The sequence below is a fragment of the Paractinoplanes rishiriensis genome (genome assembly GCF_016862375.1).
GTDB lineage: Bacteria > Actinomycetota > Actinomycetes > Mycobacteriales > Micromonosporaceae > Actinoplanes > Actinoplanes rishiriensis.
On sequence record NZ_BOMV01000100.1, the window covers coordinates 1 to 20,948 of the forward strand.

Sequence of the window (20,948 nt, forward strand, 5' to 3'; positions counted from 1 at the left end):
GCACTCCGCGGCGAAAAACGCGGACGCGGCCTTCAGGATCTCGTTGGTCCGCCGCAGCTCGGCGTTCTCCTTCAACAGCCGGCGGTTCTCCTCCAGCATCTCGCTGGTCGGCCGATCCGTGCGCTCGCCGGCATCGGCCTCGGCCTGCCGGATCCAGTTCCGCAGCGCCTCGTGATGCACACCGAGCTGGGCCGCCAGCTTACGGATCACGGGCTTCGGGTCCGACTCGCGATACAAGCGCACAGCCCGCGCTCGCAGCTCGTCGGGGTACTTCTTCGGTGCAGCCACAGAACTTCCTCCCCATGATCAGTCGATCATGCTTGAGAAGCTCCGTGAAACCGGGGGAAACTCACCACCCGCATCCCGTCAGTGAACAACACCGCGAACAAGGCAAGCTCGGCGAGGGTACCGACGATCGCCGAGTCGGCGTGCACGTCGAGCACCCCGGTCACATCCGGACCCAGGACGAAGCCGGCGGCCAAGAACAGGACCGCGGTGGACAAGATGGTCCGCTTGGCCAGGGCAGACACCAGGACTGCGAGCAACAGCACGCAGGCGAAGGCGAGCAACAGCAACGAAGGCTCCGGTCGACAAGGACGGTTGATCTCACCGGCCAGCAGATACCGGCACGTACCGGCAGGGTAGCCGGTTCATTTACGGGTCACGATCAGATGCAAAACCCAGCCATCAGGTCAATTTCATACCGGTTCCCCGCGCCCGTCCAGTCTTCCGAGGTCAGCACCGTCCCGGCGGCGCCAGCGGACCGTGGCGCTCAGGTCGGCTGTGACGCCCGCGCGACCGCCAATCCGGTGTTCGCACTACCTAACCCAGGTCGCGATAGACCTGGCATGGCCTGGTGCAGGTCGGCGGGGCATCGCCGTCATCGTCGACCGTCAAGCGCAGCGGCGGACGCCGTTCGTTCGGCGCGCGCCGCTTTCCGACTGCGCTGCCGTCGGGGAAGTACGACTACATGGGGTGCAGATAGCTGTTGCGGTGTGGGGTATATCCGTAGTGCTTGTACAGCTCGGCGTAGGCGTCGTTGGCGTCTACCAGGTCCGGGTCGTAGCGGGGTGCCTTGCCGACGTGTTCGCGGGACTGGCTGACGTGCACGACATCGTCGCGGATGTCCTTGACGGCGTCCACCGGGATGAACGACGCCGTAGCGCCGATGCCGAAGATTCCGCCGTGTTCCACGCGTAACATGCGTACCTTGCGTTCGCTGGCGTCGATGAGTAGGTCATCGACTTTGCCGAGATCGCTGCCGTCACGATCGATCACCTTGCGGCCGCGGATGTCCTCAGCGGGATCAGTCACCATCTGGTCGCTGTCGCTGAGCTTGACCAAGGCGATGGTCTCGTCAGATGACCTGTCGCCTCTTCCGTCTGGATTCCCCATGTGCTGCAAGTACCATCGGTTTGCGGTCCTAAACCGATCGATTCACCGAGAACTTCCCGAAGCATCTGCCCGCCGGCCGGCGTGCCGCGCACGCCGATGTGACCGCAGGCTGTTGCCGGTACTGGCGGCGGGCGTGGCGCTGCTGCCGGTGTCCGCGACGGTGCTCGACGCCCTATACCACCGCTGATCCATGCTCCGACGCCGTTCTCAACCAGGCTCGTCGGTCGTCTTTCGCCGCCCGCATCCCGAACATCGCCAGCGCTGTCACGACAGTGCGGTGTTCGCCGTGCCGATCCTCGCCGCGAACATGATGTTTGTCGATTCCATGACGTTCCGGCGGAATGTGATGGCTGGTAGCAGCCGGGGGTACCCGCACCTCGGACACATCGATCCGTCGACCAAGGAGGTCACCATGGGTGTGAACGAACAGCGGCAGCACCGCCCGGACGAGACGACCAGCCGTTCGGCAACCGCGCGGGTCGGTGTGGCGCAGCGCCTGATCGAGGGCGCACCCGGCCTGGCCGAGGCTCGGCAGCTGTACGACGACCTGGTTGCCGCCGGCATCTCGCCCGATCGCATCATGCTGGTCGGCCGCGACCTCACGCCAGCGACCCGGGAGTCCGATCGCTGGGCAACGGTCTCCGTCGCCGGCAAAGGGGCGCTGCCCGGACTGATCACCGGTGCGCTGGTCGGTGGGCTGCTCCGGCTGACCGGGCTGGTCGACCCGACGGTGTCGGACGGCTGGCTGATCTTCGCCGCAGCCCTGCTGGGAACGGTCCTCGGTGCCATCGTCGCGGTGATAAGTCATGGCATGCTGGCCACCCGCCGTGCCGCCGCCCGCGCGAGCCAGGTGAACGTCAGCCATGTCGATCTGCTGGTCGACGCCGAGCTCGCCGACCACGCAGCACGGCTGCTCAGAGAGCAGGCACCGGAGCACCCGGCGGGTAACGGTCGATGACACGGCCCGATCGGCGTCGCCTGCGTCACGGTGTGCGCCGGCTCGCCGTCCGCACGCTGTTCGCCGCGGTGCTGCTCTCGATGGCCGCCTGCGGCGATGATCCGGCCCGGCACGACGGCGACCACGTGATCTCCGGGGACCTCGCCGGCGACCGGGAACAGGCCACGTTCCTCATGACGGCGGGAGCCGACGTGATCCGGGTACGTGCCCACGACCTCGACGGAGAGCTGTACCGCATCTCCACCCCCGAGGACTCGAAAGTCCTTCCCACCGCCGTCCTCGACGACGAGGTGCTCACCACCTCGCTGACAGACGGACCCGGCAGTGGTCTCGCCATCGTGACCGCCGAGTTGAACGCTGCCGTCCGGTGGACGATCCGTCTGCACGGCGGCGCCAAGGAACAGCTTCTGGACTTGAGCGCCGGCAAGGTCGCGCGTGTCGACTTCGTCGCGGGCACCAGCCGAGCGGAGCTCTTCCTACCGCCGCCCTCGGGCGCCGTCGCGATCGGCCTGGCCGGTGGTGCCGGCGAGTTCCGGATCCATCTGCCCAAGCACGTGCCAGCGAGGGTGCGTATCGGGGGCGGCGCCGGAACAGCCGACATCGACGGTGAGCGCCACACCGGCATCGCCGGCGGCACGGTGCTCACCACCGACAGCTGGACCGACGCCGGGGACCGATACGACATCGACCTGACCGCAGGCGTCTCCCACCTCAGCCTCGACCGGCAGCCCAACGACAGCCCGTCGGTAGCCAGTCGATGAGGACGCCCCTGGTACGACCGCCATCACCGCACCGCTCAAGGAGAGCATCATGGAAGTCACCGGATTTTTCACCGCCATCCTGTTCGGCCTGATCATCGGCGCACTCGGTCGTCTCGTCGTACCGGGCAAGCAGAACATCCCGATCTGGCTGACCTTGGTGGTCGGCGTGGTGGCCGCGCTCATCGGCACCTTCCTGGCCGCCGCCCTCGGCGTCGACGACACCGCCGGCATCGACTGGATCGAACTCGCCCTGCAGATCGGCCTCGCCGCGGCCGGTGTCGCCCTGGTCGCCGGCACCCGCGGACGCCGCCAACTCTGACACACCGCGCCCACTCTGATACGGCATACGACGGCGTGCCGCTGCAGCCCCGCGCTTTGTGCCTGGAATGGGCGCTGACACAGAACCGTCATGGATAACCGCGGCCGTACGGGGGATGCCTTCACAGACCATGGTCGTCGGCAGCGTATCCCTCACTTCTAACAGGGACTGCGGACGCAGGGATGCGACACCGCCGGCTTCAAGGAAGTCACCCGGAGGAGACTCGATCATGCCGAACGTTCAACAGCCCGATGCGCCGCAGCGGCGAGACGCGCCTGGTCCAAGACAGCGACCTCCCCGACGCCGCGACCGGAAAGAGCCCGCGCGCCGAGCACCGCACCATCCCGGCCGACCAGCAGTCCCCGTACGGTCCCGGCGCCACCGCGAGCAGCCCGCAGGAACCCCGCGGCCGAGACGCCGAAGGCGAATAACGCCCTGCCGCGCCAGCTCCACCGAGGCCGGGGGCACACCGTCACCAGCAGGAACGGATGACAATCATGATGAAGCGGCCATACCCCGACGACTCCTCCCGCAGCGAGCCTCACCAGCACCAACCCGACCCCGACAACGCACTCTGCCAGCAAGTAACCGAACGACTACGGCAGCAGCCCGACGCCAGCACGCAGGCCATCACGGTGCAGGCACAGCACGGTGTCGTCCTTCTCGGCGGAACCGTCACTTCCCCTGCCGACCGGGACAATGCCGCCAACATAGCCCGAAAAATCAACGGGGTGCGCGACATCTGCAACATGGTGACCGTCTCGGCTGCACCAGGCGACACACCGTCGTCAACCGCACACGGCGGTACGGCCGATGCCCGGCACCAGGGCGCCCACCCGAACCGGACGGCGTTCGATGCCATCACCGCGGACCTGATGGCACAGGACCCCGGCCTCGCCCGCCGTGTCGAAGTCTCTCTCAATCCGGCCGTACGCATCACCCTCGCGATCGTCGTCGGCGTCGCGTGGGCGTTGCTTTCGGTGCTGCTGGTCACCGCGACGTGGCTCGCCGTCCTCATCATCGGCGGGCTCCTGATCATGGCGACAGCGGTGGCACTCAGGAAACGGAGACCACACCGATCCGGCAGCACTTCACGACGCCTCCCGTCGCACGGCAGTTCCTGAACTCGCGACGCGCCGCGTCGCGCCATCGGCACCGCAGCGGCAATCCGCGCCCCTCACCTGCACCATCGTGTGCGCAAACACGAAAATCGGGTACTGGTGCGGGATCAGACGACCGGCAGGGAAACGAGATGGCTGACCCTCGACAAGACCGGAACGCCGCGTCCGCCCGGCCGTTGTTCCGGATGTCGACCTGGAATGAGGCCAAGTTCGTCACCGAGGCGCTGCGCACCGAAACGGTCGGTGGAGTGTTGCTGCTGCTCGGCGCTGCGCTGGCGCTCATCTGGGCCAACACGCCATGGGTCGACGCCTACCAGCAGGTACGGCACTTCGTCCCCTGGCCCGGCGGGCAGGCCCTGCTGCACCTGGACCTGGACCTCGCACACTGGGCCGGCGACGGCCTGCTCGCGATCTTCTTCTTCGTCGTCGGGCTGGAACTCAAACGCGAGTTCGTCGCCGGAGACCTGCGCAACCCGCGCCAGGCCGCCCTACCCATCGTCGCGGCTGTGGGCGGCATGGCCGTACCCGCCGTCATCTTCGCACTGATCAACATGGGTGACCGTGCCGCGCTGCAGGGCTGGGCCGTGCCCACCGCGACCGACATCGCGTTCGCCCTCGCCGTGCTGGCCGTGATCGGCTCCCACCTGCCGCTCGGGCTCCGGGCGTTCCTGCTGACCCTGGCCGTGGTGGACGACCTGCTGGCGATCACCATCATCGCGCTGTTCTACACCGACGACTTCCAGATCCTGTTCCTGCTCGGCTCGCTGCTGCCGATCGCCGTGTTCGCCCTGCTCGTGCAACGCGGCAAGACCTGGTGGTGGGCGCTCATCCCGCTCGCCGTCACCGCGTGGACGCTCATGCACGCCTCCGGAGTGCATGCCACCATCGCCGGGGTGCTGCTCGGTTTCACCGTGCCGGTGGCGGCCCGCGCTGGCGCCGAGCACGGCATGGCCGAACATCTCGAACACGTGTGGCGGCCCGTATCGGCGGGTTTTGCGGTGCCCGTGTTCGCGTTCTTCGCCGCGGGTGTGTCGCTGCGCGGTACCGACGTCGGCACCATCGCCACCGACCCGATCGTCGTCGGCATCGTCGCCGGGCTGGTGCTCGGCAAGGTGATCGGCATCCTCGGCTCGTCCTTCCTGATGGCCCGCTTCACCCGCGCCGAACTCGACGAGGAACTGTCCTGGACCGACCTGTTCGGGGTGTCACTGCTGGCCGGCATCGGCTTCACCGTCAGCCTGCTGATCGGCGAACTCGCCTTCGGCGCCGGCACCGACCGTGACAGCGCCGCGAAGGTCGCCGTCGTCGCCGCCTCCGTCATCGCCGCTACCCTGGCCGCGATCGTGCTCAGCCGCCGCAACACCGTCTACCGCCGGCTGCACGAACGCGCCACCCACGACGCCGACGCCGACGGCATCCCCGACATCTACCAGACGACGCCTCAGCAGCAAGAGCGCAACAGCTGACGCACACGGTACGGAACTCGCGTACCGAACCTCGAATCGATGGAAACCGTCCGGGCGTCCACGGTGACCCGCAACGGGGCGCGGACACGACCGGTCACCTCGGGCAGCAACGGGAGGTAGAGGGCTTAGTCGGCCGGGTTCAGCAGCACCACCTCGGCGGCACCACGCGCCGAGCGCAGCAAGGTTCGTGCCGTCCCGTACCCTCCGGTCACGTCCCCGGGCCGCGCGCCAACTCGGCGGGAGCGGAGGAAACCGCAAAGTGCGTTGTCATCGTCAGGGTCAATCGACCGACGAACGGGTAGGCGCGCAGCATGACGACTACACGATCAGCTTCCACCAGTTCGCGTGCCTCGACCTACGCGCTGCTGGCGGTGGGAATGGCGTTGTTCGGCAGCGCGACGCCGGTCAGCAAGCTGGTCGGCGAGGCGTTCCAGTCGATGGTTGCCTCGGGGCTGCGGATGCTGACCGCGTTCGCTGTGCTGGTGCCGGTGCTGGCGATCCGCCGGGTGTCCCCCGGACATCCGGTGCCCCGACTGCAACGGCGTGACTGGCTGCTGCTGACCGGTATCGCCGCGATCGGCACGTTCGGGTTCACGCTGCTGCTGTTCTACGGCATGCGGCAGGCACCCGGGCGCCGTGGTGATGGCCACCACCCCGGCCGTCACCGCGATCGGCGCGGTGCTGTTGCTGCGCGACCGGATCACCGGCTGGAAAGCCGCTGGGCTGGCCGTCGCGGTGGCCGGCGTGGTCGCGGTCAACCTCGGCGGCCCGTCCAGCGGATCCGGCGACAACGTGTGGCTGGGCAGCCTGCTGGTCTTCGGCGCCGTCTGCTGCGAGGCGACCTACACCCTGCTCGGCAAGAAGCTCACCGCCAACCTGTCACCGCAGACGATCGCCGTGTGGGCCGCCGCCGGTGCGGCACTGCTGTTCGCACCCTTCGCGGTCGTGCAGGCCATCGACTTCGACTGGTCCCGCCCGGCTGCCACCGACTGGCTGGCGCTGCTGTGGTGGGGTGCCGGCACGATGGGCCTCGGCTCGCTGCTGTGGTTCGGCGGCGTGATGCGGGTGTCCGGCACCACCGCCTCGGGATTCATGGCGGTCATGCCGCTCAGCGCACTGCTGCTGTCCTACCTGCTGGTCGGCGAGTCGTTCGCGTGGATCCATGTCGTCGGCATGGCCGCAGTCGGGACCGGCATCGCCGCCGTCGCCTACAGCGACACCCGCCGCAACGACGAACGAGAAGGCAGCTGACCGTCGTCGGCCCCTCCGAACAGATTCAGGCGGCCCTGAGTCACAAGACCCGCACGTACGGCCGGCGTCGACGACCTCACGGGTGCTTGGTCGAGCCACAGCTCGGTGGTTCATTGCCGACGACGGCTCCGACCGGTGCCGGAGCCGGCGACCGGGAAAACGGCGATGCCTTTCGCGACCGGACGGTGCCGTTTGGTCACGCTCAGGTGGGGCATCAAACACCGAAGATCGATGGGAGGGCGGGCGCGGATGGGTCACGAGACGGAGAAGCAACGGTGGGAGCGCAACTTCGGCGACCTGTTGCAGGAACTGCGGGTGGCGCAGACCGGCGTGCAGATCCTGTTCGCGTTTCTGCTGACGTTGCCGTTCACCGCCCAGTTCGAGCAGACCACCGGCGTGCAGCGTGGCATGTACATGGTGGCGCTGCTGGCTGCCGCGTTCGCTACGGGGGCGATCATCTCGCCGGTGGCGTTCCACCGCGTGTTGTTCCGGCGGGGCCGCAAGCCGGAGTTGGTGCGGTTCGCGCATCGTATGGCCAGCGCCGGCCTGGGGTGCATGGTGGTGGCGATGGCGACGTCGGTGTTGTTGATCACGGATTTCCTGTTGCCGAGGCCCTTCGCCTTCGCGTTGACCGTGATGGCGGCGGCGTGGTTCCTCACTTTGTGGGGCGTGCTGCCGCTGGCTCGGCGCAGTTGGAGCGGGAATGATCCGGACGAGCATCTTTCCGCACAGGAGGTCTCGCAACGGGTGAACGCCGGGACCGATCGGTAAGCCGCAGCCACCTGTTCCAGCACGTTGCTCGAGTGGACCGGCTCGGCCGGCGTCGTGCCTGACGTCAGGCCCGGGCGATCCCGGCGAAGGACGGCGGCCAGTAGGGCGTGTGCAGGGACCGGCCTCCGGCGTCCCGGTATCCGTAACGATCTATTTGTCTTCGAATCTTCAACGCGTGTCGCGGTTGCCGCCAGGGCGCGCGGGTAGGCGGAACGACATTGTCCGTGTACCGGGAGGACGATCCGTATGAGCGCGCCGGAGACGACCGGACGGGCCGGGACCGTCGGGGTTCCCGATCCGCCGACGGGGCGTAATCGGCTTCGCTACATCGGGCCCGGTGTGTTGTGGGCGCTGGCCGCACTGGCGACCGGCGAATTGTTGTTCACCCCACGCGTCGGCGCGCAGTACGGCTATGCGCTGCTGTGGGCTTTGGTCGTGGCGTTACTGCTGAAGCTGTTCGTCACCCGGGAGGTCGGTCGGTACAGCGTGGTCACCGGCGGCAAGCTGCTGACCGGTCTGTCCGAGCTGCCCGGCCCGCGAGGCTGGGCGATCTGGGCGATCCTGCTGCCGCAGCTGGTGGTCGGGGCCGCGTCGATCGCGGGGATCGCCAGCGCGGCGGGCAGTGCGGTGGTGCTGGCGGTGACCGGGCCGGTGCAGCTGTGGACCGGCGTGGTGATCGCCGCAGCCGCAGGCCTGGTGCTGTTCGGCCGGTACGCGGGCGTGGAATGGGTGTCGCGGGCCCTCGGGCTGTTGCTCGCCGTCGGCGCGGTGATCGCCGCGGTAATGGTCGGCCCGGATCTCGGCGAAGCCGCCACCGGGATCATCCCAGGCATCCCATCCGATCTGGTGGTCGCCGACATCCTGCCGTGGTTGGGGTTCCTGTCCAACGGCGCCGCCGGGCTCATGTGGTACTCGTACTGGGTCGTCGCAAGGGCACCGGCATGGCCGCCCTCGACACCGGCCGACGCGCCGACCTGAACTCACTCGACACCGGGCAGATCGACCGCTGCGCCGCTGGCTGCGCACCATGACCTTGGACTCGACGTCCGCCGTCGTCGGCACCGGCATCATCACCCTCGCCTTCCTCGTGCTCGGCGCCGAACTACTGCGCCCGGAAGGCATCGTGCCGGCCGAGTCCGACATGGCCCGCGACCTGACGACACTGTTCAGCGAAGTCTTCGGCGTCGGCTTCTGGCTGATGGTCGCCGGACTGATCTCCGCCTTCTGGACGGCCACGCTGACCAACATCGACGGCTGGCAGCGGCTCTACACCGATGGCATCCGCCGGCTGCTGCCAACTCGGCCCGCCGACCGGACCTGGGCCAGGCCCGAGATCATCGGCCGGATCGCGGTCATCGGCTGGCTGGCCTTACTCCCGTTCGCGGTGTTCCTGATCTTCGGTGACCCGATTGCGCTGCTGAGTCTGGCCGGTTCCATCGAGGCCGTGCACATTCCGCTGGTCGCGGGCTCACCCTCTGGTTGAACCGGCGCACGCTGCCAGCCGAGCTGCGAGCCGGACGCGTCGCCACCGGCCTGGTCGTGGCCGCGATCGTCTTCTTCACCACCTTCGCCGCCTACTACCTGTGGCAGCAGGTGATGTGAGTGCATCGGAGTCGTGATCGGGCTGGCTCTGTTGCCCGCCGCGGCGCTGGTTAGCGTCGGCGTGGGCGGCTGCGTCGAGTCACCCCGGCTGGGGCTGCGGGAACCGGCGTACGCCGGGCGTAGCGGTGTGGCACTGACACCGAAAGCGACCACGCTGAGCATGCAGCTCCTGCTCCCACCCGGCCCCTGGGGCCCGGAAAGATCATGGATGTGTGCGGTCACAGTTAGCGGCGGACGCTACGGGGGACGCCCGCCGATCACACGAACGGTGATCACTGTCGTCGGCGACTTCCAGCGGCGCGACGCAGGTCAGGCCGCGACCGCCTCCTTCGGCACTTCGTCAACGACGGGGAAAGCCTCGCTGAGCTCGGCCGCGGCGAGGATACGTCGGACGAACGTCGAGGCGCCAGCAAGTGGACCGTCCGCCCGTGGCGTTCAGCAGTCCGGCCACCCTCGTCGACGACTTTGACGGTCGAGCACCGGACACATCACAGTCCGCTGCCGATTTCGCACACCGCTCGAGGTAAGGCATCCGACCCACCACGAAGCTGTTCTGTTCGCCGATCAGCAAGGTTCTGCGGGTTACCAGGGCGGCGTCGCTTTCGTTCAGGGGCACGCCTTCGGATCGTGCGTCACCCTCATCCCGGAGGGGTACGGCAGGAGCATGCTGCTTCAGAATCCCTCGGATCTCTGGCGCGTCGTCGTTGTCGGCGTGCTGATCTATCCAGCGCTGATCGCCGTATTGCGCTGGTCCGGCAAACGAAACCTGGCGAAGATGAACGCCTTCGATCTCATCGTCACCGTCGCGCTCGGTTCCACACTGGCGACCATCCTGCTGTCCCGCGATGTCGCCTGCTCGAGGGACTGTTCGCGCTCATCCTGCTGATCGTCCTGCAGCTGGCCGCCTCGTGGCTGTCGGTGCGGTTCGGTCCGGTCCGCCGTCTGCTCAAGTCGCAGCCCACGCTGCTGCTGCGCGACGGCGAGATCCTCACCGACGTACTGCGCCGGCAACGTGTCACTCCGGGAGAGGTCCACCAGGCGATCCGTGCTCAGGGCTTGGGCAGCGTGGCCTCCGTCGCGGCGGTCGTCCTAGAAACCGATGGCAGCTTCAGTGTCATCCCGGCAGAGCAAGCCGGCGACCTCACCGCCCTGGCCGACGTCGACGGCTGCGGGAACACCGCGTGATCGGCGGCCCGCCCTGGCCGCTGGCACCCAGCGTCATCGCTCTGACCGTGGCCCTGGGGTCGATTATTGCGGTGGGCCGGCGGCTGGCGTCGACAGCCGATGCTCTGGCCGACCGTACCGGGATGGGCGAGGCCGCGGCCGGGGCGCTGCTGCTGGGCGCGGTGACCTCGCTGCCCGGGATCGGCACGACCGTGGTGGGCGCGTTGGGCGGCGATGCCCAGTTCGCGTTGGCGAACCCGCTCGGCGGTGAGCGCGTTGCAGACGTCGGTCACGCCGGGGACGGACCGCGCTTGCTCGGCTGCGGCGGTGCCGGCAGCCTCGGTGTCGATCTCACCGTCGAGGATCACGACGCTGTTCTGCGCGCTCACCTCCACCGATCCACCGGTCACGGCCGGATCGTTGAGCAACGCCGCTGCCACCCGTAAGGCAAGTCCGCGTTCACCGTCGATGGGCAACATGGTCGTCGTCGTTCGGGGACAGGCCAGCATGGCGTCGCGGCCGCGCCGAGATCCGCGGTACGCCACGCTGTTATACCACTCGGGGTACGACCACCAGTACATGAAGCCCTCCCACGAATCGTGAACCGGCCGAGCCGATGACCCGTGCCGTTTTCTCAGGGTCACAAACTCGTGCGGCGACCAGTCCGCGACCCCGTCACGAATCGATGACTGTTGCACCGAGGGTCGTGGTGATGAGCAGGCCGATCATCGCCTGGAAGGGCTGGGATTAAAGCTGTTGAGGGGTGCGGGCGATGCGGAGTGCGACTGCGGTGACGCCGGCGTTGCCGGCTCGCTGTCGGGGTCGTCGGCGGCGAGTCGGCGTCGGATCGTGACTTCGGCGGTGCCGCTGCCGCCGACCGTGATCTCGTCGTAGGCCTGCAGCGTGTGCGAAGGGTCGAGGTAGATCAGTGTCATCTCGAGCGGGGTGGGGGTGTCGCCTTCGAGTCCGCGCAGGCCGGCTCCGCCGGTGGAGCCGCTGACCATCAGCCGGGTTTCGCTCCGTCCGGATACCGGCGCCAGGATGCTGACCTTACGGGTGTGCCGATGCCCGGCGAGCACCAGCGGGACCGCACCGTTGAGCGGTCCGGCGCTGGCCGGGTCGTGCACGAGCGCGATGTCGACCGGTGTGCCGGCGGCGTCGACCGTGGCGGCGAGCTGTGACCCGGACGCGTCGAGCAGCCCAGGCACGTCATCGATCTCGGCGCTGGCCTCCTTGTCGGGGGTGAAGCGTGGATCGCCGATGCCGGCGAACGTCAGCCCGGCCACGGTGGCGATCTGATTGTCCAGCACGACCGCGTTGGGTTGCGCGGCCACGGCCGCGGCGGTGATCGACGAATCGTGGTTACCACGGACATAGACGTACGGCACGCCCAGGGCTCCGATCGCAGCGACGAACGACGCCTCGACCTGGCTGCCCCAGTCGTTGATGTCGCCGGTGTCGACCACGACGTTCACCTGGTACTGCTTGACCACCGCCGCGATCACCGTCCAGGCGGCCGGGTTGAGGTGCAGGTCGGAGACGTGCAGGACACGGATCGTGTCCGGGCTGGCCTGATAGACCGGCAGTGTGGAGAACGTGGCGTAGACCTTGCTGATGTTGCCGACCATCCGTTGCAGCTGGTCGCGGTACTTGGTGAACTGGTCGGCGATACGGCGGGCGTCACCGACGACCGCGGGCGCGTTGGCGAGCAGCCCGTGATACGTCGGTTCCTCGATCGAGCCGGGCTTGAACGTGACCGCGGTGATCGCACCGGTCGCTGTGAGGGTCGCCGCAGCGACACCGACGCCGGCCAGCACACGACGCCAACGCCGGAAGACGATCGCGGACAGCAGCAGCGCCCCGAGCAGCCCGGCGACGATCGACCGGGTCAGCAGCCGGGTGACGCCGTTCTGCACGTCGGTCGCCGCGGTCTGGCTGGCCGCGGCAAGCCCATTGGTGTCGTTGGCCAGCGCGAACGTCCGGTCCTGATCCAAGGTGTCCAGGCGTACCTTCAAATGCGCCGGCCCATCGTGACTGGCCAGACCGAGCGAGCCCAGCGGCGGGATCTGCACCTCGGTGCCCCCCGACAGCGACGGCGTCACCGAGAACCGGGCCGCGAACGGCCCCACATCCGCCTGAGTGTCTCCAGCAGCGAGCAGACCGGCATGGACGCCGACCAGGCTCACCACGGCCACCGCAATGCCGAGACCCGCACGGCCGATAAGCCGGTGCCCGCGAGCACACTGCCAGACACCGACAACGACGTGGACCGTCTGACGAACGAAGTTTCGCCCACGAGACATGCTTGCAGCTGCCACGCCACTCCCCGGCCCATCGCGACAGGTCAATGCGCGGATCCTCGCAGCAGTCGCGGTACCTGTCCACTGCCGGAACAGATCCTTGTTCTCGTCGGATCGCGTCGATGGTGCTGACCACACGAGCGTCGTCCGGGCAGGGAATCCTATGCTGGGGATCAGCAGCAGGGCGACATCCAGGCCGGTCGCGCCATAGGAGGGCGAAGGTGTTGCGGTCAGTGTAAAAGCCGTTCGCACACGTCGGCGTGGATCTCGTCGCGGATCGCCCGCCACCGGCCGGCGAGGCCAGGCGGTGGTGCTCGACAGCGGCAGTCGACGCGGCGACAGACCGTCACGGCACTGTCACGAGGCCGCCATGTTCACCGCCCGAGGCGGCCGCTCCGCAAACTTGTCGCCCTGGTCGCCGGCGCCCGCGGACGCCGCCGCCTTCGACGCCGCCCCTGCTCCTTTCGCCAGTGTGCCGCTGCTGAACGGCGCCGGCACACTGGCGTCCTGCCTCACATCGACAGGTCGGCGCATTGCGACTCGTTCGGCAGTAGCGGCCGGATCCTCAGCTGCCATGTCTGCCCCTGTGAAGTCCAGGGAGTCATGGTGCCGGCGTCCTCTGCGGCCGAGCGGATCCGTTCCACGTCAGATCCTTCGGCGATGACACAGCCGGTCCAGGTCTCTCCGGGTGGTTCGGAACCGGGTAGCGCCGGTCCGGGCCAGGCTTTCACCGGCGCCGGGCTTGCCGGATCGGGGCTGCCGGGCGAATGCGGGCGTACGAGAACCGCGATCGTGCCCGGCAGGTACGGAACGGGCCGCGGCAGGCTCTCCGCTGTCGGTAGTCCCTCGAGTTCGTGAACCAGCGCCTTCACCTCTTCTCGGGCTGCCTGCTGGGCCGCGGTGAGGTCGGGATCGACGTCGGCCTCCTGAAGGCCGATGATCGCGACGGTCGCCGGCGTGCCCGCGTTGTTCACGGTGATCCAGGTGGTGGTGGCGTCGGGTATCCGCGGATCGCCGAAATCGGTGTCCGGACGGATCCCGGCGGCCACGGCCCGCTCGGCGAGGTCCTGCGCCCGGGCCGCGCCGATCCGTTGCAGTTGCACGCTGGGCAAGGCCGGAGGGGGGTAGATGAGGATCTGCGGCCCCGGCGTGACCAAGCGCCCGTCGGGATACAGGGTCACGGCCGGTACGTCGGCGATGGGCGGCCCCGTCCCGGCGAGACCTCCGCCGCGCCGCACCTGCAGCAGCACCGGTGTCGAGGCGGCCGCTGACGAGTCAGCACCGGCATCCGTGTCGCCTGACGCGGCACAACCGGCAAGCATCAACAGGGTCGAACACCCTGCCAGCAGACGGTTCATGTCGAGCATGCCATTCCTCCTTCGTCCGGTGTACCCGTCGTCCGTTCTTCTCGAATACGACGACGTGGCGGCGGGTCCGGGTTCCGGCAGATGCCATCCGTCATCGGACTGTCACGACCCGTCGTGCGCCCGACCGGGTCGACGAACGCACCGCGGGTACTCGGATCACAACGAGGTGCGCCGCGCCGGCCGGTACCGGCCCGATAACGCCGGCATGTGACAACGGCGCATTAAAAATGAAGGGGAGCCACCCATGAACAAGACAGCCTTCACCTGCGCCACAGCCGCCGGACTTCTCCTGATGGCCGGTTGCGGCGACAACTCGACGCCTGCCCCGACGTGCCGGCGACCGGTGAGCCGGCACCCACCTCTGCCGCGCCGACGGCCGGCGTCGCCGAGTGCGTGGTCGGTGAATGGCGCAGCACCGGCCTGCCCGCCGCCGACGGCGGCGCCGCAGACGCCGATCTGACCGGCGGTGCCGGGTTCCGGGTGACCATCGGGACCGACGGGGGCGCGGCGATCACCTTCGACGGCATGGAACCGGTCGTCTTCTCCGCCCGCCTCGGCGAAGCCGAAGTGAGCGGGAAGTTCACCTACAGCGGTCAGGCCACAGGCCCGATGACCACGAACGCTGGCTCGGGCACCAGCCCGTCACCGGCGACAACCGGCAACTGGCAGCCGATCGGCGACATCAACTGGGATCAGACCCGCCTCACCGTCGACCTCACGGAACCGGCATCCGCCCGCCTCTTCGACAACGTGCCGCTCGAGGACTACACCGGTGACGGCGCCGCACGCACCGGCGACGCCGTCGACATCGACCCGTTCTTCGACACCGGAACCTACACCTGTGACGGTGACACCCTCACCGTCACACCGGACGACGACGGCGACCTGCCGCTCATCCTCGAACGCGCGTGACAGGCCACCAGGATGCTCGCCGACGCGTACGGCCATCCCGGCCACGACGCCTACGACATGGACGGGCTGCGCAGTTTCTGGCGTACCCGACTGCTGAACATCATGCTCTATGTGGCCGCTCTCCTGATCGGCGCGGTGCTGTTGCCACTGTTGGTCATGGGACCCGGCATCCTCGCCCGCTTGTTGTCCGAGCTTCCCGGCCCAGACCTGACATGGCTGATCACCGTGGCCTACTGGCCGACCGTGGTGCTACTGTCCCTGGCCGCTCTGACGTCGCTGTATCACCTGGCGGTACCGGTGAAGACGCGCTGGGCCAGAGACCTGCCCGGAGCGGTGCTCGCCCTGCTCATCTGGATCGGCGGCAGCGCGGCGCTTCGCGCGTACCTGCCCTCGGGTCTGCGCGGCGACGCCGGGCCGATCGCATTCCTGCTGTTCTTCTTTCTGACCGCCCTCGCGGTGCTGATCGGCGCCGAACTCAACGCCACCATCGACGAGTCGCAACCTGACGAAGCGACCCGCACCGGGCGGCAGCAGGCACGCCGCATCGCGAGGCCTCGTAGATCGCAGCGCCAACCCACCGAACTTTAACGGAACCGCCCGAGCAGGATCAGCACCACAGCGGCCGAGCCACGGCGATCAACAGCCCTCGCTTGGAGACATCCGGCAGCGGTCCATGAGGTTCCCGCTCGCGCTACGCCCGAGCGGGCCACGGCGCCAGGACCGCCTGTCACCATCGGCCGGCGCAACGCAGCGTACCAGGACGTCCGTCGGGGTCGTAGAACAGCCGGTACGGAACGGTGGCTCAGGCACGATGGAACGCGGGCAGCGGGGCGGGGTCGTGCCGCGGCGTCCGAGGCACTGAAGGCCTGCTGCGGATCGAGCAGATCCGGTCCTGACCGCCGCCCGGGTGACGGTCCAGATGCTCACGCATGAGGGTCAGGCACAGGTCACGAGCGAAAACACGGGCACGGTCACCGAGCCCGGCAGGGGCCGGCCGCCTTCAGGTCGACGCGCTCGTGTAACCGACGGTTCCCCAAGCCGGACCAAGCCGACGCTGCCTATCCATTCCCGCCAATCCGGCAGCGTCATCCTGATGCCCTACCCGATACTCACCGGCGACCGCGTCGCAGTGTTCTGACATCAGACCGTCCTGCCCGGCGACTCGACTTGCTGCACCCTGGAACACCTGCTCCGCCTGGTGCGCTCCCGGAACCTCAGCCGCTGAGATGCCAACGAGCACGACCCGAACGCAGATCAACCGCTCGTCGCTGACCCTGCCCCAGGTGGGATCGGAGTCCACCGCGACACGGCACTGCCGTGGTTGCGGGGTCGCTGGAGCTGCTCGGCCCGAGCGACGCCGCACGGCCGCACGGGGCAGTGACTTCAGCGGGCCATGGTTCCCGGAAAGGCCGAGCGGCAACGCGTGCGACCGGAGGCCGGCGTGGCAGATGAGCAGGATCCAGAACGCTCCGACAAGTTCAACTCCGCCGCCGAGTGCGTCCTGAACGGTGGACACGGCGTCCAGGAGGCAATGGCGGTCGCGGTCGAGGAGAGGACGACGTCGCGCAGCGCGATGGCACGGTCGTGCACGCTGCCCCGGAAGTTGATCGCGAACCGCTGCTTGACCGCGTTCTTCTCGTTGATGGTGGTCAACGATGCGTCGATGCTGCGCACTTCCCAGACGCCTACCCCGACCAGCACCACCATGGCGAGAACGACGACCACGAACCCGGCACCGAGACGCCTGCCGATGCTCCAACTCCGCACTGCGCGGCACCCCCATCGAGCAGTTACCGAAAGCGCGGCGTTCGCTACGCAATGCAATCATCGCTCGTCAGGGCCGCGTGCAACTGGAACCGAATATCTTTCAGGAAAGACACGGGTTGAGCAGGGGCGGAGACGAAACCGTCGGTTGACGTCGAACTGGATGCGCCCGGTAGCCATCCCGCTGGGCCTGTGGCCGCCCGGGTCACACTCCGCATGTTGACGGCGAGGTCTCTCTTGAAACCACGCCCTTTCTCGACAGCATCAATGGGTGGTGGCCAGGCCGAAGGCTGGGAACAAGGCCGGGTCGGGAAATCCGACGATGCCAGCCACTCGATCACCGTCGACGGCGAGGACCATGATGCCGTAGCCGCGGCAGTCCTGCGCGGTGTCGTCGGGAAGGTAGGCGGCAAGGGCCGGGTGACCGTTGGCTCGGACCCCGACGAGGTGGATCAGGTCGAGCCGGCCGCCGGCGGGCACGGTAGCGAAGAACTCGGCGACCGCCTCCCGGCCGTCGATGAGCAGCGCCTGCGGCGGCATGTGCAGGGTGACGTCGTCGCGCAGCAACGCCGCCAGCGCGGGGATGTCGCAGTCATGCCAGGCGCGCACGAACGCCTCCACGACCTCGCGTTCGCGAGCCGTTCCGGGCCTGGCCCCGACCGGTTTGTCAGTGTCGGCGATGGTGGCGCGGGCGCGTTGCAAGGCGCTGTTCACCGCTGGCACGCTGGTACCGAGCAGATCGGCGACCTGCTGTGCGGGCCAGGCGAGAACCTCGCGCAGGATCAACACGGCCCGCTGCGTGGCGGGCAGCACCTGCAGGGCGGCCACGAAGGCCAGGGCGACGCTTTCGCGTCGGTCGACGATCGCGGCCGGGTCGGCGTCGGCGTCGGCGTCGGTCAGCTGGTCGATCAGGGCGTCCGGGTAGGGCTGCAACCAGGCCGCGTCGAGCGGGCTGGCGATCGGTTCGCGGGCCCGGCGGTTGATCATCTTGAGGCACGTGGTCGTCGTGATCCGGTAGAGCCAGTGCCGCAGCGGCGCCCGGCCTTCGAAGCCGGCCAGGCCCTGCCAGGCCCGCAGCAGCGTCTCCTGCAGTGCCTCCTCGGCGTCGTGGTAGGAGCCGAGCATGCGATAGCTGTGCAGGTGCAGCGCCCGCAGATGCGGTGCGACCAAGGCTTGGAACGCTCCGTCGTCGCCAGCGCGGGCCGCTGCCAGCAGCGGGTCGGTGCTCGTCTGCGCGCTCATGCCGGACACCGTAGCGGTCGGGTCTGACATGACCGATGAGTTTGCCGCAGCCCGGGGATCGTACGAAAGGTAGGCACCTAACGGGAGAGGAGAGCAAACCATGAGCGCACCATTCGTCTGGTTCGACCTGACCGCCGTGCACGCCGAGTTCTATGAGAATCTGTTCGGCTGGACGACCCGCCCGGGTGCGGGTGACTACCAGAGCTGGTTCACCGCAGGCGGGCAGCCGTGGGGCGGCGTCGCCCCAGCAGATGACGTTCCAGCGGGCCGCTGGGTGCCCTACGTGATGGTCGACGACCTCGACGTCGCTACCAAACGGGCGGTCGAACTCGGCGGACGCATCGTACGGCAGCGGACCACCGGACCGGGCGGGACGTCCGTGATCGTCGCCGATCCCGGCGACGCCCTGGTCGCGCTGTTCGTGCCGACGAACTGAGCAGCCATGGCAATGACCGGGGAAGATCTGTTCGGGGAACTCGTCGAGCCGCTGTACGCCGACCGAGCGGTGCAGCGCTCGACCATGATGGGACTGCCATGCGTCCGATACAACGGCCGGTTCTTCGCCTCGCTCGAACGGCGCAGCGGGGCCCTTCTGGTGAAGGTGCCCCCGCGCCGGGTCGCAGCGCTCATCGCCGACGGCGTTGGCGAGCCGTTCGCGCCGGCCGGGCGGATCTTCCGCGAATGGGTGGCGCTGCCGCACCCTGACCGGCAGCTCTGGAGCGACCTGCTCACCGAGGCACGGCATCACGCCGCCGGCACCCCGGCCGAAATCGCTGGATTCCGCGGGTTCGGCGAGGCGGGACTGAAATTTTTGATCGGGCTGGAACGCGACAACACCAAACGGTTCTTCGACACCCACCGGCCGGTCTACCGGCAGGAGCTCCTGGAACCCGCCAAGGCGTTCGTGACGGCCCTCGGCCAGGTGCTGCACCAGCGCGTATCAGCGGCCCTGCACGCCGAACCGCGAGTGGGCGGCAGCCTGTTCCGGATCGCCAACGACCTGCGGTTCGCGCCGGACCGGCCGCCGTACAAACCGCATCTCGACTTCGTATTCTGGGAAGGCCCGAACGGACCGAAACGCGATCCGGCGCTGATCCTGCGCATCGGCGCGGCCGAGATCCTCCTCGGCTGCGGCGTCATGCCTCGCTCCGGGCCGGCGCTGGCGGCGTACCGCGGTGCCCTGCGCGACGACGCCCGGGTCGCCGACCTCAACCGGCACGTGACCCGCCTGCAGGACTCGGGTGCCGAGCTGAGCGAGCCGACCCGGCGTCACCACCCCGCCGGGTTCGACCCGGCCGGCCCGGCGGCCCGCTTCGCGTTACGCGACGGATGGCACCTGGTAAACCGCTACCCGCACCCCGCGGAAATCACCACACCCGCACTGGTTAACTGGTGCGCGGATCGCTTCGTCCCGTTTGCACCGGTCCACTCCTGGCTCACCCAGGCGGATCAAACCGTCAGCGCAGGTGCCTGAGGTGTGCCGGCCGCCGGTCAGGGGTCGGTCCGGCGGCGTCGCCGTTGCGACGGCCGCTCGCTGTGCCCGGGCGCGGCGTCGCCGGATCACCCTGAACAGGGTCGTCGCTCGTCGCACTTCTCACGACTGCGGGGACGCAGGACATTGGCGCTCGGCAGTCTCGCTGAAGTCGGGAACCGGGCGGGCCTGCGCCTGCTGCGCGGTCGTGGCCAGGCCGTTGCGCTCAATGTCGTTGACCAGCCACTGCATTTCCAGAATCTCTCGCCGTTGCGCCTGACTGATCTCCTTGGCGAGTTGGCAGACCCGCACGTCGGAAATTTCCGCATGCTCAGAGCGGGTGATAGCCAGCGAGTGATGCGGGATCATGGAATTCATCCACCCGGCGTCCTGCACAGTGGTCTGACTACGGTCGAGAATCGCGCCCCCACCGAGCAGGAGCACACTCGCCGCGGCGACCGCCAGATTCGCCTTCGTGTTGCGGTACATGTTCAGCATCCAGCCCAGCATGATCAGACCCATGGCGCCGCCCATGGTCAACGCCATGAACACCCGGCTCTCGCTGAACCGAACGTGGTCCCACGCCCAGGTGCTGACGAACATCACGCCGTACATCACCACCATGGCGGTCAGAATCATCGCGGCGAACCGCGCATACATTTTCGAGTCATGCGGCTGCTGGTCAGCCCTGTCCCGGTCGTTGCTCGTCCTGCTGCTCGTTCGATCCATAGCTGCGCCGGCCTTCCTCTATGCGACGGTCTTCTCGTCCAGCCAACGCGTATACCCGCACACGGCCTGGCGAAGCGGTCAACACGACGACGACCGCCGTGCATGTTGGCGAGGGACGTGGGGTAGGTGATCGCGGAACTCCGAAGTGGAGAGGAGCCGCCGATGAGCACGCCGCGTACGCCTCAAAGATCGACGTCGATAGTGGACTTCGACGTGACCGCGGTCATCGACCCGAAGGCGCACATCAGCAAGCTGACATCCATCGCCCGGGAGGCGGCCATTCCCTTGGCAGCAGCGGCATTGGCGATCGCTGACACCGTAGGACGCCGCAACGCCGATCTGTGACGCAGCGACC

Annotated in this window: 26 protein-coding genes and 3 pseudogenes; 20 read left to right on the top strand and 9 right to left on the bottom strand. The window is 68.3% G+C overall.

The window, feature by feature from the left end:
• The 3 genes and pseudogenes from Ari01nite_RS43065 to Ari01nite_RS43075 form a co-directional block, all read right to left on the bottom strand.
• On the bottom strand, window positions 1–288 hold a 288-nt coding region (locus Ari01nite_RS43065; protein ID WP_203789708.1), incomplete at its 3' end, for a transposase.
• A gap of 65 nt (window positions 289–353) precedes the next feature.
• A pseudogene (locus Ari01nite_RS43070) lies at window positions 354–575 on the bottom strand (cation:proton antiporter); the annotation flags it as partial.
• A 391-nt stretch (window positions 576–966) separates the two neighbouring features.
• On the bottom strand, window positions 967–1,344 hold the full coding sequence (locus tag Ari01nite_RS43075) for a PRC-barrel domain-containing protein (protein ID WP_239163502.1): 378 nt from the start codon (window positions 1,342–1,344) through the stop codon (window positions 967–969).
• A 463-nt stretch (window positions 1,345–1,807) separates the two neighbouring features.
• On the opposite strand from Ari01nite_RS43075, the gene Ari01nite_RS43080 reads away from it, so the two are divergent.
• The 15 genes and pseudogenes from Ari01nite_RS43080 to Ari01nite_RS43145 all read left to right on the top strand — a co-directional run bounded on the left by Ari01nite_RS43080 (window position 1,808) and on the right by Ari01nite_RS43145 (window position 11,254).
• Complete coding sequence (locus Ari01nite_RS43080) at window positions 1,808–2,353, top strand: hypothetical protein (protein ID WP_203789712.1); 546 nt, start codon at window positions 1,808–1,810, stop codon at window positions 2,351–2,353.
• Window positions 2,350–3,114 (top strand): hypothetical protein, encoded by a 765-nt coding sequence (locus tag Ari01nite_RS43085; protein WP_203789714.1) that lies wholly within the window; start codon window positions 2,350–2,352, stop codon window positions 3,112–3,114. Before Ari01nite_RS43080 ends, Ari01nite_RS43085 begins: the two co-directional genes overlap by 4 nt.
• A 49-nt stretch (window positions 3,115–3,163) precedes the next feature.
• A complete protein-coding gene (locus tag Ari01nite_RS43090) occupies window positions 3,164–3,433 on the top strand; it encodes a GlsB/YeaQ/YmgE family stress response membrane protein (RefSeq protein WP_203789716.1) in 270 nt (89 codons plus the stop codon).
• 251 nt (window positions 3,434–3,684) lie between these two features.
• The gene (locus tag Ari01nite_RS43095) at window positions 3,685–3,864 is read left to right on the top strand and encodes a hypothetical protein (RefSeq protein ID WP_203789718.1); all 180 of its coding nucleotides are present in this window, start codon (window positions 3,685–3,687) and stop codon (window positions 3,862–3,864) included.
• 57 nt (window positions 3,865–3,921) lie between these two features.
• A complete protein-coding gene (locus Ari01nite_RS43100) occupies window positions 3,922–4,557 on the top strand; it encodes a BON domain-containing protein (RefSeq protein WP_203789720.1) in 636 nt (211 codons plus the stop codon).
• 128 nt (window positions 4,558–4,685) lie between these two features.
• Entirely contained in the window at window positions 4,686–6,020 is a 1,335-nt protein-coding gene (gene nhaA / locus Ari01nite_RS43105) for a Na+/H+ antiporter NhaA (RefSeq protein ID WP_203789722.1), read from the top strand.
• Window positions 6,021–6,397: 377 nt separating this feature from the next.
• A pseudogene (locus tag Ari01nite_RS51535) lies at window positions 6,398–6,586 on the top strand (hypothetical protein); the annotation flags it as partial.
• Between the two features lie 76 nt (window positions 6,587–6,662).
• Complete coding sequence (locus tag Ari01nite_RS43115; RefSeq protein ID WP_239163517.1) at window positions 6,663–7,271, top strand: DMT family transporter; 609 nt, start codon at window positions 6,663–6,665, stop codon at window positions 7,269–7,271.
• Window positions 7,272–7,520: 249 nt separating this feature from the next.
• The gene (locus tag Ari01nite_RS43120; RefSeq protein ID WP_203789886.1) at window positions 7,521–8,042 is read left to right on the top strand and encodes a DUF6328 family protein; all 522 of its coding nucleotides are present in this window, start codon (window positions 7,521–7,523) and stop codon (window positions 8,040–8,042) included.
• A gap of 246 nt (window positions 8,043–8,288) precedes the next feature.
• On the top strand, window positions 8,289–9,020 hold the full coding sequence (locus Ari01nite_RS43125) for an Nramp family divalent metal transporter (RefSeq protein WP_203789726.1): 732 nt from the start codon (window positions 8,289–8,291) through the stop codon (window positions 9,018–9,020).
• Between the two features lie 49 nt (window positions 9,021–9,069).
• The gene (locus Ari01nite_RS43130; RefSeq protein ID WP_203789728.1) at window positions 9,070–9,525 is read left to right on the top strand and encodes a hypothetical protein; all 456 of its coding nucleotides are present in this window, start codon (window positions 9,070–9,072) and stop codon (window positions 9,523–9,525) included.
• Complete coding sequence (locus tag Ari01nite_RS51140) at window positions 9,522–9,644, top strand: hypothetical protein (protein ID WP_275410930.1); 123 nt, start codon at window positions 9,522–9,524, stop codon at window positions 9,642–9,644. Before Ari01nite_RS43130 ends, Ari01nite_RS51140 begins: the two co-directional genes overlap by 4 nt.
• A 664-nt stretch (window positions 9,645–10,308) precedes the next feature.
• Window positions 10,309–10,530: a DUF421 domain-containing protein gene (locus Ari01nite_RS43135; protein ID WP_203789730.1), complete on the top strand. Its 222-nt coding sequence runs from the start codon at window positions 10,309–10,311 to the stop codon at window positions 10,528–10,530.
• Window positions 10,531–10,562: 32 nt separating this feature from the next.
• Complete coding sequence (locus Ari01nite_RS43140; protein WP_203789732.1) at window positions 10,563–10,829, top strand: DUF421 domain-containing protein; 267 nt, start codon at window positions 10,563–10,565, stop codon at window positions 10,827–10,829.
• On the top strand, window positions 10,826–11,254 hold the full coding sequence (locus tag Ari01nite_RS43145) for a calcium:cation antiporter family protein (RefSeq protein ID WP_203789896.1): 429 nt from the start codon (window positions 10,826–10,828) through the stop codon (window positions 11,252–11,254). Before Ari01nite_RS43140 ends, Ari01nite_RS43145 begins: the two co-directional genes overlap by 4 nt.
• Here Ari01nite_RS43145 and Ari01nite_RS51540 read toward each other — a convergent pair.
• The 3 genes and pseudogenes from Ari01nite_RS51540 to Ari01nite_RS43155 form a co-directional block, all read right to left on the bottom strand.
• Window positions 11,135–11,389: pseudogene (locus Ari01nite_RS51540) on the bottom strand (hypothetical protein); the annotation flags it as partial. The gene Ari01nite_RS43145 and the pseudogene Ari01nite_RS51540 overlap by 120 nt on opposite strands.
• A gap of 144 nt (window positions 11,390–11,533) precedes the next feature.
• The gene (locus tag Ari01nite_RS43150; protein ID WP_239163504.1) at window positions 11,534–13,396 is read right to left on the bottom strand and encodes a metallophosphoesterase family protein; all 1,863 of its coding nucleotides are present in this window, start codon (window positions 13,394–13,396) and stop codon (window positions 11,534–11,536) included.
• A gap of 224 nt (window positions 13,397–13,620) precedes the next feature.
• Window positions 13,621–14,475: a hypothetical protein gene (locus Ari01nite_RS43155; RefSeq protein ID WP_203789734.1), complete on the bottom strand. Its 855-nt coding sequence runs from the start codon at window positions 14,473–14,475 to the stop codon at window positions 13,621–13,623.
• 300 nt (window positions 14,476–14,775) lie between these two features.
• Here Ari01nite_RS43155 and Ari01nite_RS43160 point away from each other — a divergent pair, with 300 nt between their 5' ends.
• Window positions 14,776–15,387 carry a hypothetical protein gene (locus Ari01nite_RS43160; RefSeq protein WP_203789736.1) on the top strand — a complete coding sequence of 204 codons (612 nt, stop codon included), beginning with the start codon at window positions 14,776–14,778 and terminating at the stop codon, window positions 15,385–15,387.
• Between the two features lie 12 nt (window positions 15,388–15,399).
• Window positions 15,400–15,975, top strand: coding sequence for a YihY/virulence factor BrkB family protein (locus Ari01nite_RS43165; protein ID WP_203789738.1), 576 nt, complete (start codon window positions 15,400–15,402; stop codon window positions 15,973–15,975).
• A gap of 795 nt (window positions 15,976–16,770) precedes the next feature.
• Here the strand turns inward: Ari01nite_RS43165 and Ari01nite_RS43170 are convergent.
• Window positions 16,771–17,154 carry an MCP four helix bundle domain-containing protein gene (locus tag Ari01nite_RS43170; protein ID WP_275410931.1) on the bottom strand — a complete coding sequence of 128 codons (384 nt, stop codon included), beginning with the start codon at window positions 17,152–17,154 and terminating at the stop codon, window positions 16,771–16,773.
• A 261-nt stretch (window positions 17,155–17,415) separates the two neighbouring features.
• Complete coding sequence (locus Ari01nite_RS43175) at window positions 17,416–18,393, bottom strand: RNA polymerase subunit sigma-70 (RefSeq protein ID WP_203789743.1); 978 nt, start codon at window positions 18,391–18,393, stop codon at window positions 17,416–17,418.
• Window positions 18,394–18,493: 100 nt separating this feature from the next.
• Here Ari01nite_RS43175 and Ari01nite_RS43180 point away from each other — a divergent pair, with 100 nt between their 5' ends.
• Both Ari01nite_RS43180 and Ari01nite_RS43185 read left to right on the top strand, forming a co-directional pair.
• Window positions 18,494–18,829: a VOC family protein gene (locus Ari01nite_RS43180; RefSeq protein WP_203789745.1), complete on the top strand. Its 336-nt coding sequence runs from the start codon at window positions 18,494–18,496 to the stop codon at window positions 18,827–18,829.
• A 12-nt stretch (window positions 18,830–18,841) separates the two neighbouring features.
• On the top strand, window positions 18,842–19,867 hold the full coding sequence (locus Ari01nite_RS43185) for a DUF2461 family protein (protein ID WP_203789747.1): 1,026 nt from the start codon (window positions 18,842–18,844) through the stop codon (window positions 19,865–19,867).
• 120 nt (window positions 19,868–19,987) lie between these two features.
• Here the strand turns inward: Ari01nite_RS43185 and Ari01nite_RS43190 are convergent, their stop codons facing one another.
• Window positions 19,988–20,524, bottom strand: coding sequence for a DUF305 domain-containing protein (locus Ari01nite_RS43190; RefSeq protein WP_203789749.1), 537 nt, complete (start codon window positions 20,522–20,524; stop codon window positions 19,988–19,990).
• Window positions 20,525–20,755: 231 nt separating this feature from the next.
• Between Ari01nite_RS43190 and Ari01nite_RS43195 the strand changes: the two genes are divergently transcribed.
• Window positions 20,756–20,938: a hypothetical protein gene (locus tag Ari01nite_RS43195; protein ID WP_203789751.1), complete on the top strand. Its 183-nt coding sequence runs from the start codon at window positions 20,756–20,758 to the stop codon at window positions 20,936–20,938.
• The last annotated feature ends 10 nt before the right edge of the window (window positions 20,939–20,948 follow it).

Excerpts from the sequence above, each read along its gene's own strand:
- Ari01nite_RS43080 (WP_203789712.1), top strand. The coding sequence starts at position 1,808 with ATGGGTGTGAACGAACAGCGGCAGCACCGCCCGGACGAGACGACCAGC.
- Ari01nite_RS43085 (WP_203789714.1), top strand. The coding sequence starts at position 2,350 with ATGACACGGCCCGATCGGCGTCGCCTGCGTCACGGTGTGCGCCGGCTC.
- Ari01nite_RS43090 (WP_203789716.1), top strand. The coding sequence starts at position 3,164 with ATGGAAGTCACCGGATTTTTCACCGCCATCCTGTTCGGCCTGATCATC.
- Ari01nite_RS43095 (WP_203789718.1), top strand. The coding sequence starts at position 3,685 with ATGCGCCGCAGCGGCGAGACGCGCCTGGTCCAAGACAGCGACCTCCCC.
- Ari01nite_RS43100 (WP_203789720.1), top strand. The coding sequence starts at position 3,922 with ATGACAATCATGATGAAGCGGCCATACCCCGACGACTCCTCCCGCAGC.
- nhaA (WP_203789722.1), top strand. The coding sequence starts at position 4,686 with ATGGCTGACCCTCGACAAGACCGGAACGCCGCGTCCGCCCGGCCGTTG.
- Ari01nite_RS43115 (WP_239163517.1), top strand. The coding sequence starts at position 6,663 with ATGGCCACCACCCCGGCCGTCACCGCGATCGGCGCGGTGCTGTTGCTG.
- Ari01nite_RS43120 (WP_203789886.1), top strand. The coding sequence starts at position 7,521 with ATGGGTCACGAGACGGAGAAGCAACGGTGGGAGCGCAACTTCGGCGAC.
- Ari01nite_RS43125 (WP_203789726.1), top strand. The coding sequence starts at position 8,289 with ATGAGCGCGCCGGAGACGACCGGACGGGCCGGGACCGTCGGGGTTCCC.
- Ari01nite_RS43130 (WP_203789728.1), top strand. The coding sequence starts at position 9,070 with ATGACCTTGGACTCGACGTCCGCCGTCGTCGGCACCGGCATCATCACC.
- Ari01nite_RS43135 (WP_203789730.1), top strand. The coding sequence starts at position 10,309 with ATGCTGCTTCAGAATCCCTCGGATCTCTGGCGCGTCGTCGTTGTCGGC.
- Ari01nite_RS43155 (WP_203789734.1), bottom strand. The coding sequence starts at position 14,475 with ATGCTCGACATGAACCGTCTGCTGGCAGGGTGTTCGACCCTGTTGATG.
- Ari01nite_RS43165 (WP_203789738.1), top strand. The coding sequence starts at position 15,400 with ATGCTCGCCGACGCGTACGGCCATCCCGGCCACGACGCCTACGACATG.
- Ari01nite_RS43175 (WP_203789743.1), bottom strand. The coding sequence starts at position 18,393 with ATGAGCGCGCAGACGAGCACCGACCCGCTGCTGGCAGCGGCCCGCGCT.
- Ari01nite_RS43180 (WP_203789745.1), top strand. The coding sequence starts at position 18,494 with ATGAGCGCACCATTCGTCTGGTTCGACCTGACCGCCGTGCACGCCGAG.
- Ari01nite_RS43185 (WP_203789747.1), top strand. The coding sequence starts at position 18,842 with ATGACCGGGGAAGATCTGTTCGGGGAACTCGTCGAGCCGCTGTACGCC.
- Ari01nite_RS43190 (WP_203789749.1), bottom strand. The coding sequence starts at position 20,524 with ATGTATGCGCGGTTCGCCGCGATGATTCTGACCGCCATGGTGGTGATG.
- Ari01nite_RS43195 (WP_203789751.1), top strand. The coding sequence starts at position 20,756 with ATGAGCACGCCGCGTACGCCTCAAAGATCGACGTCGATAGTGGACTTC.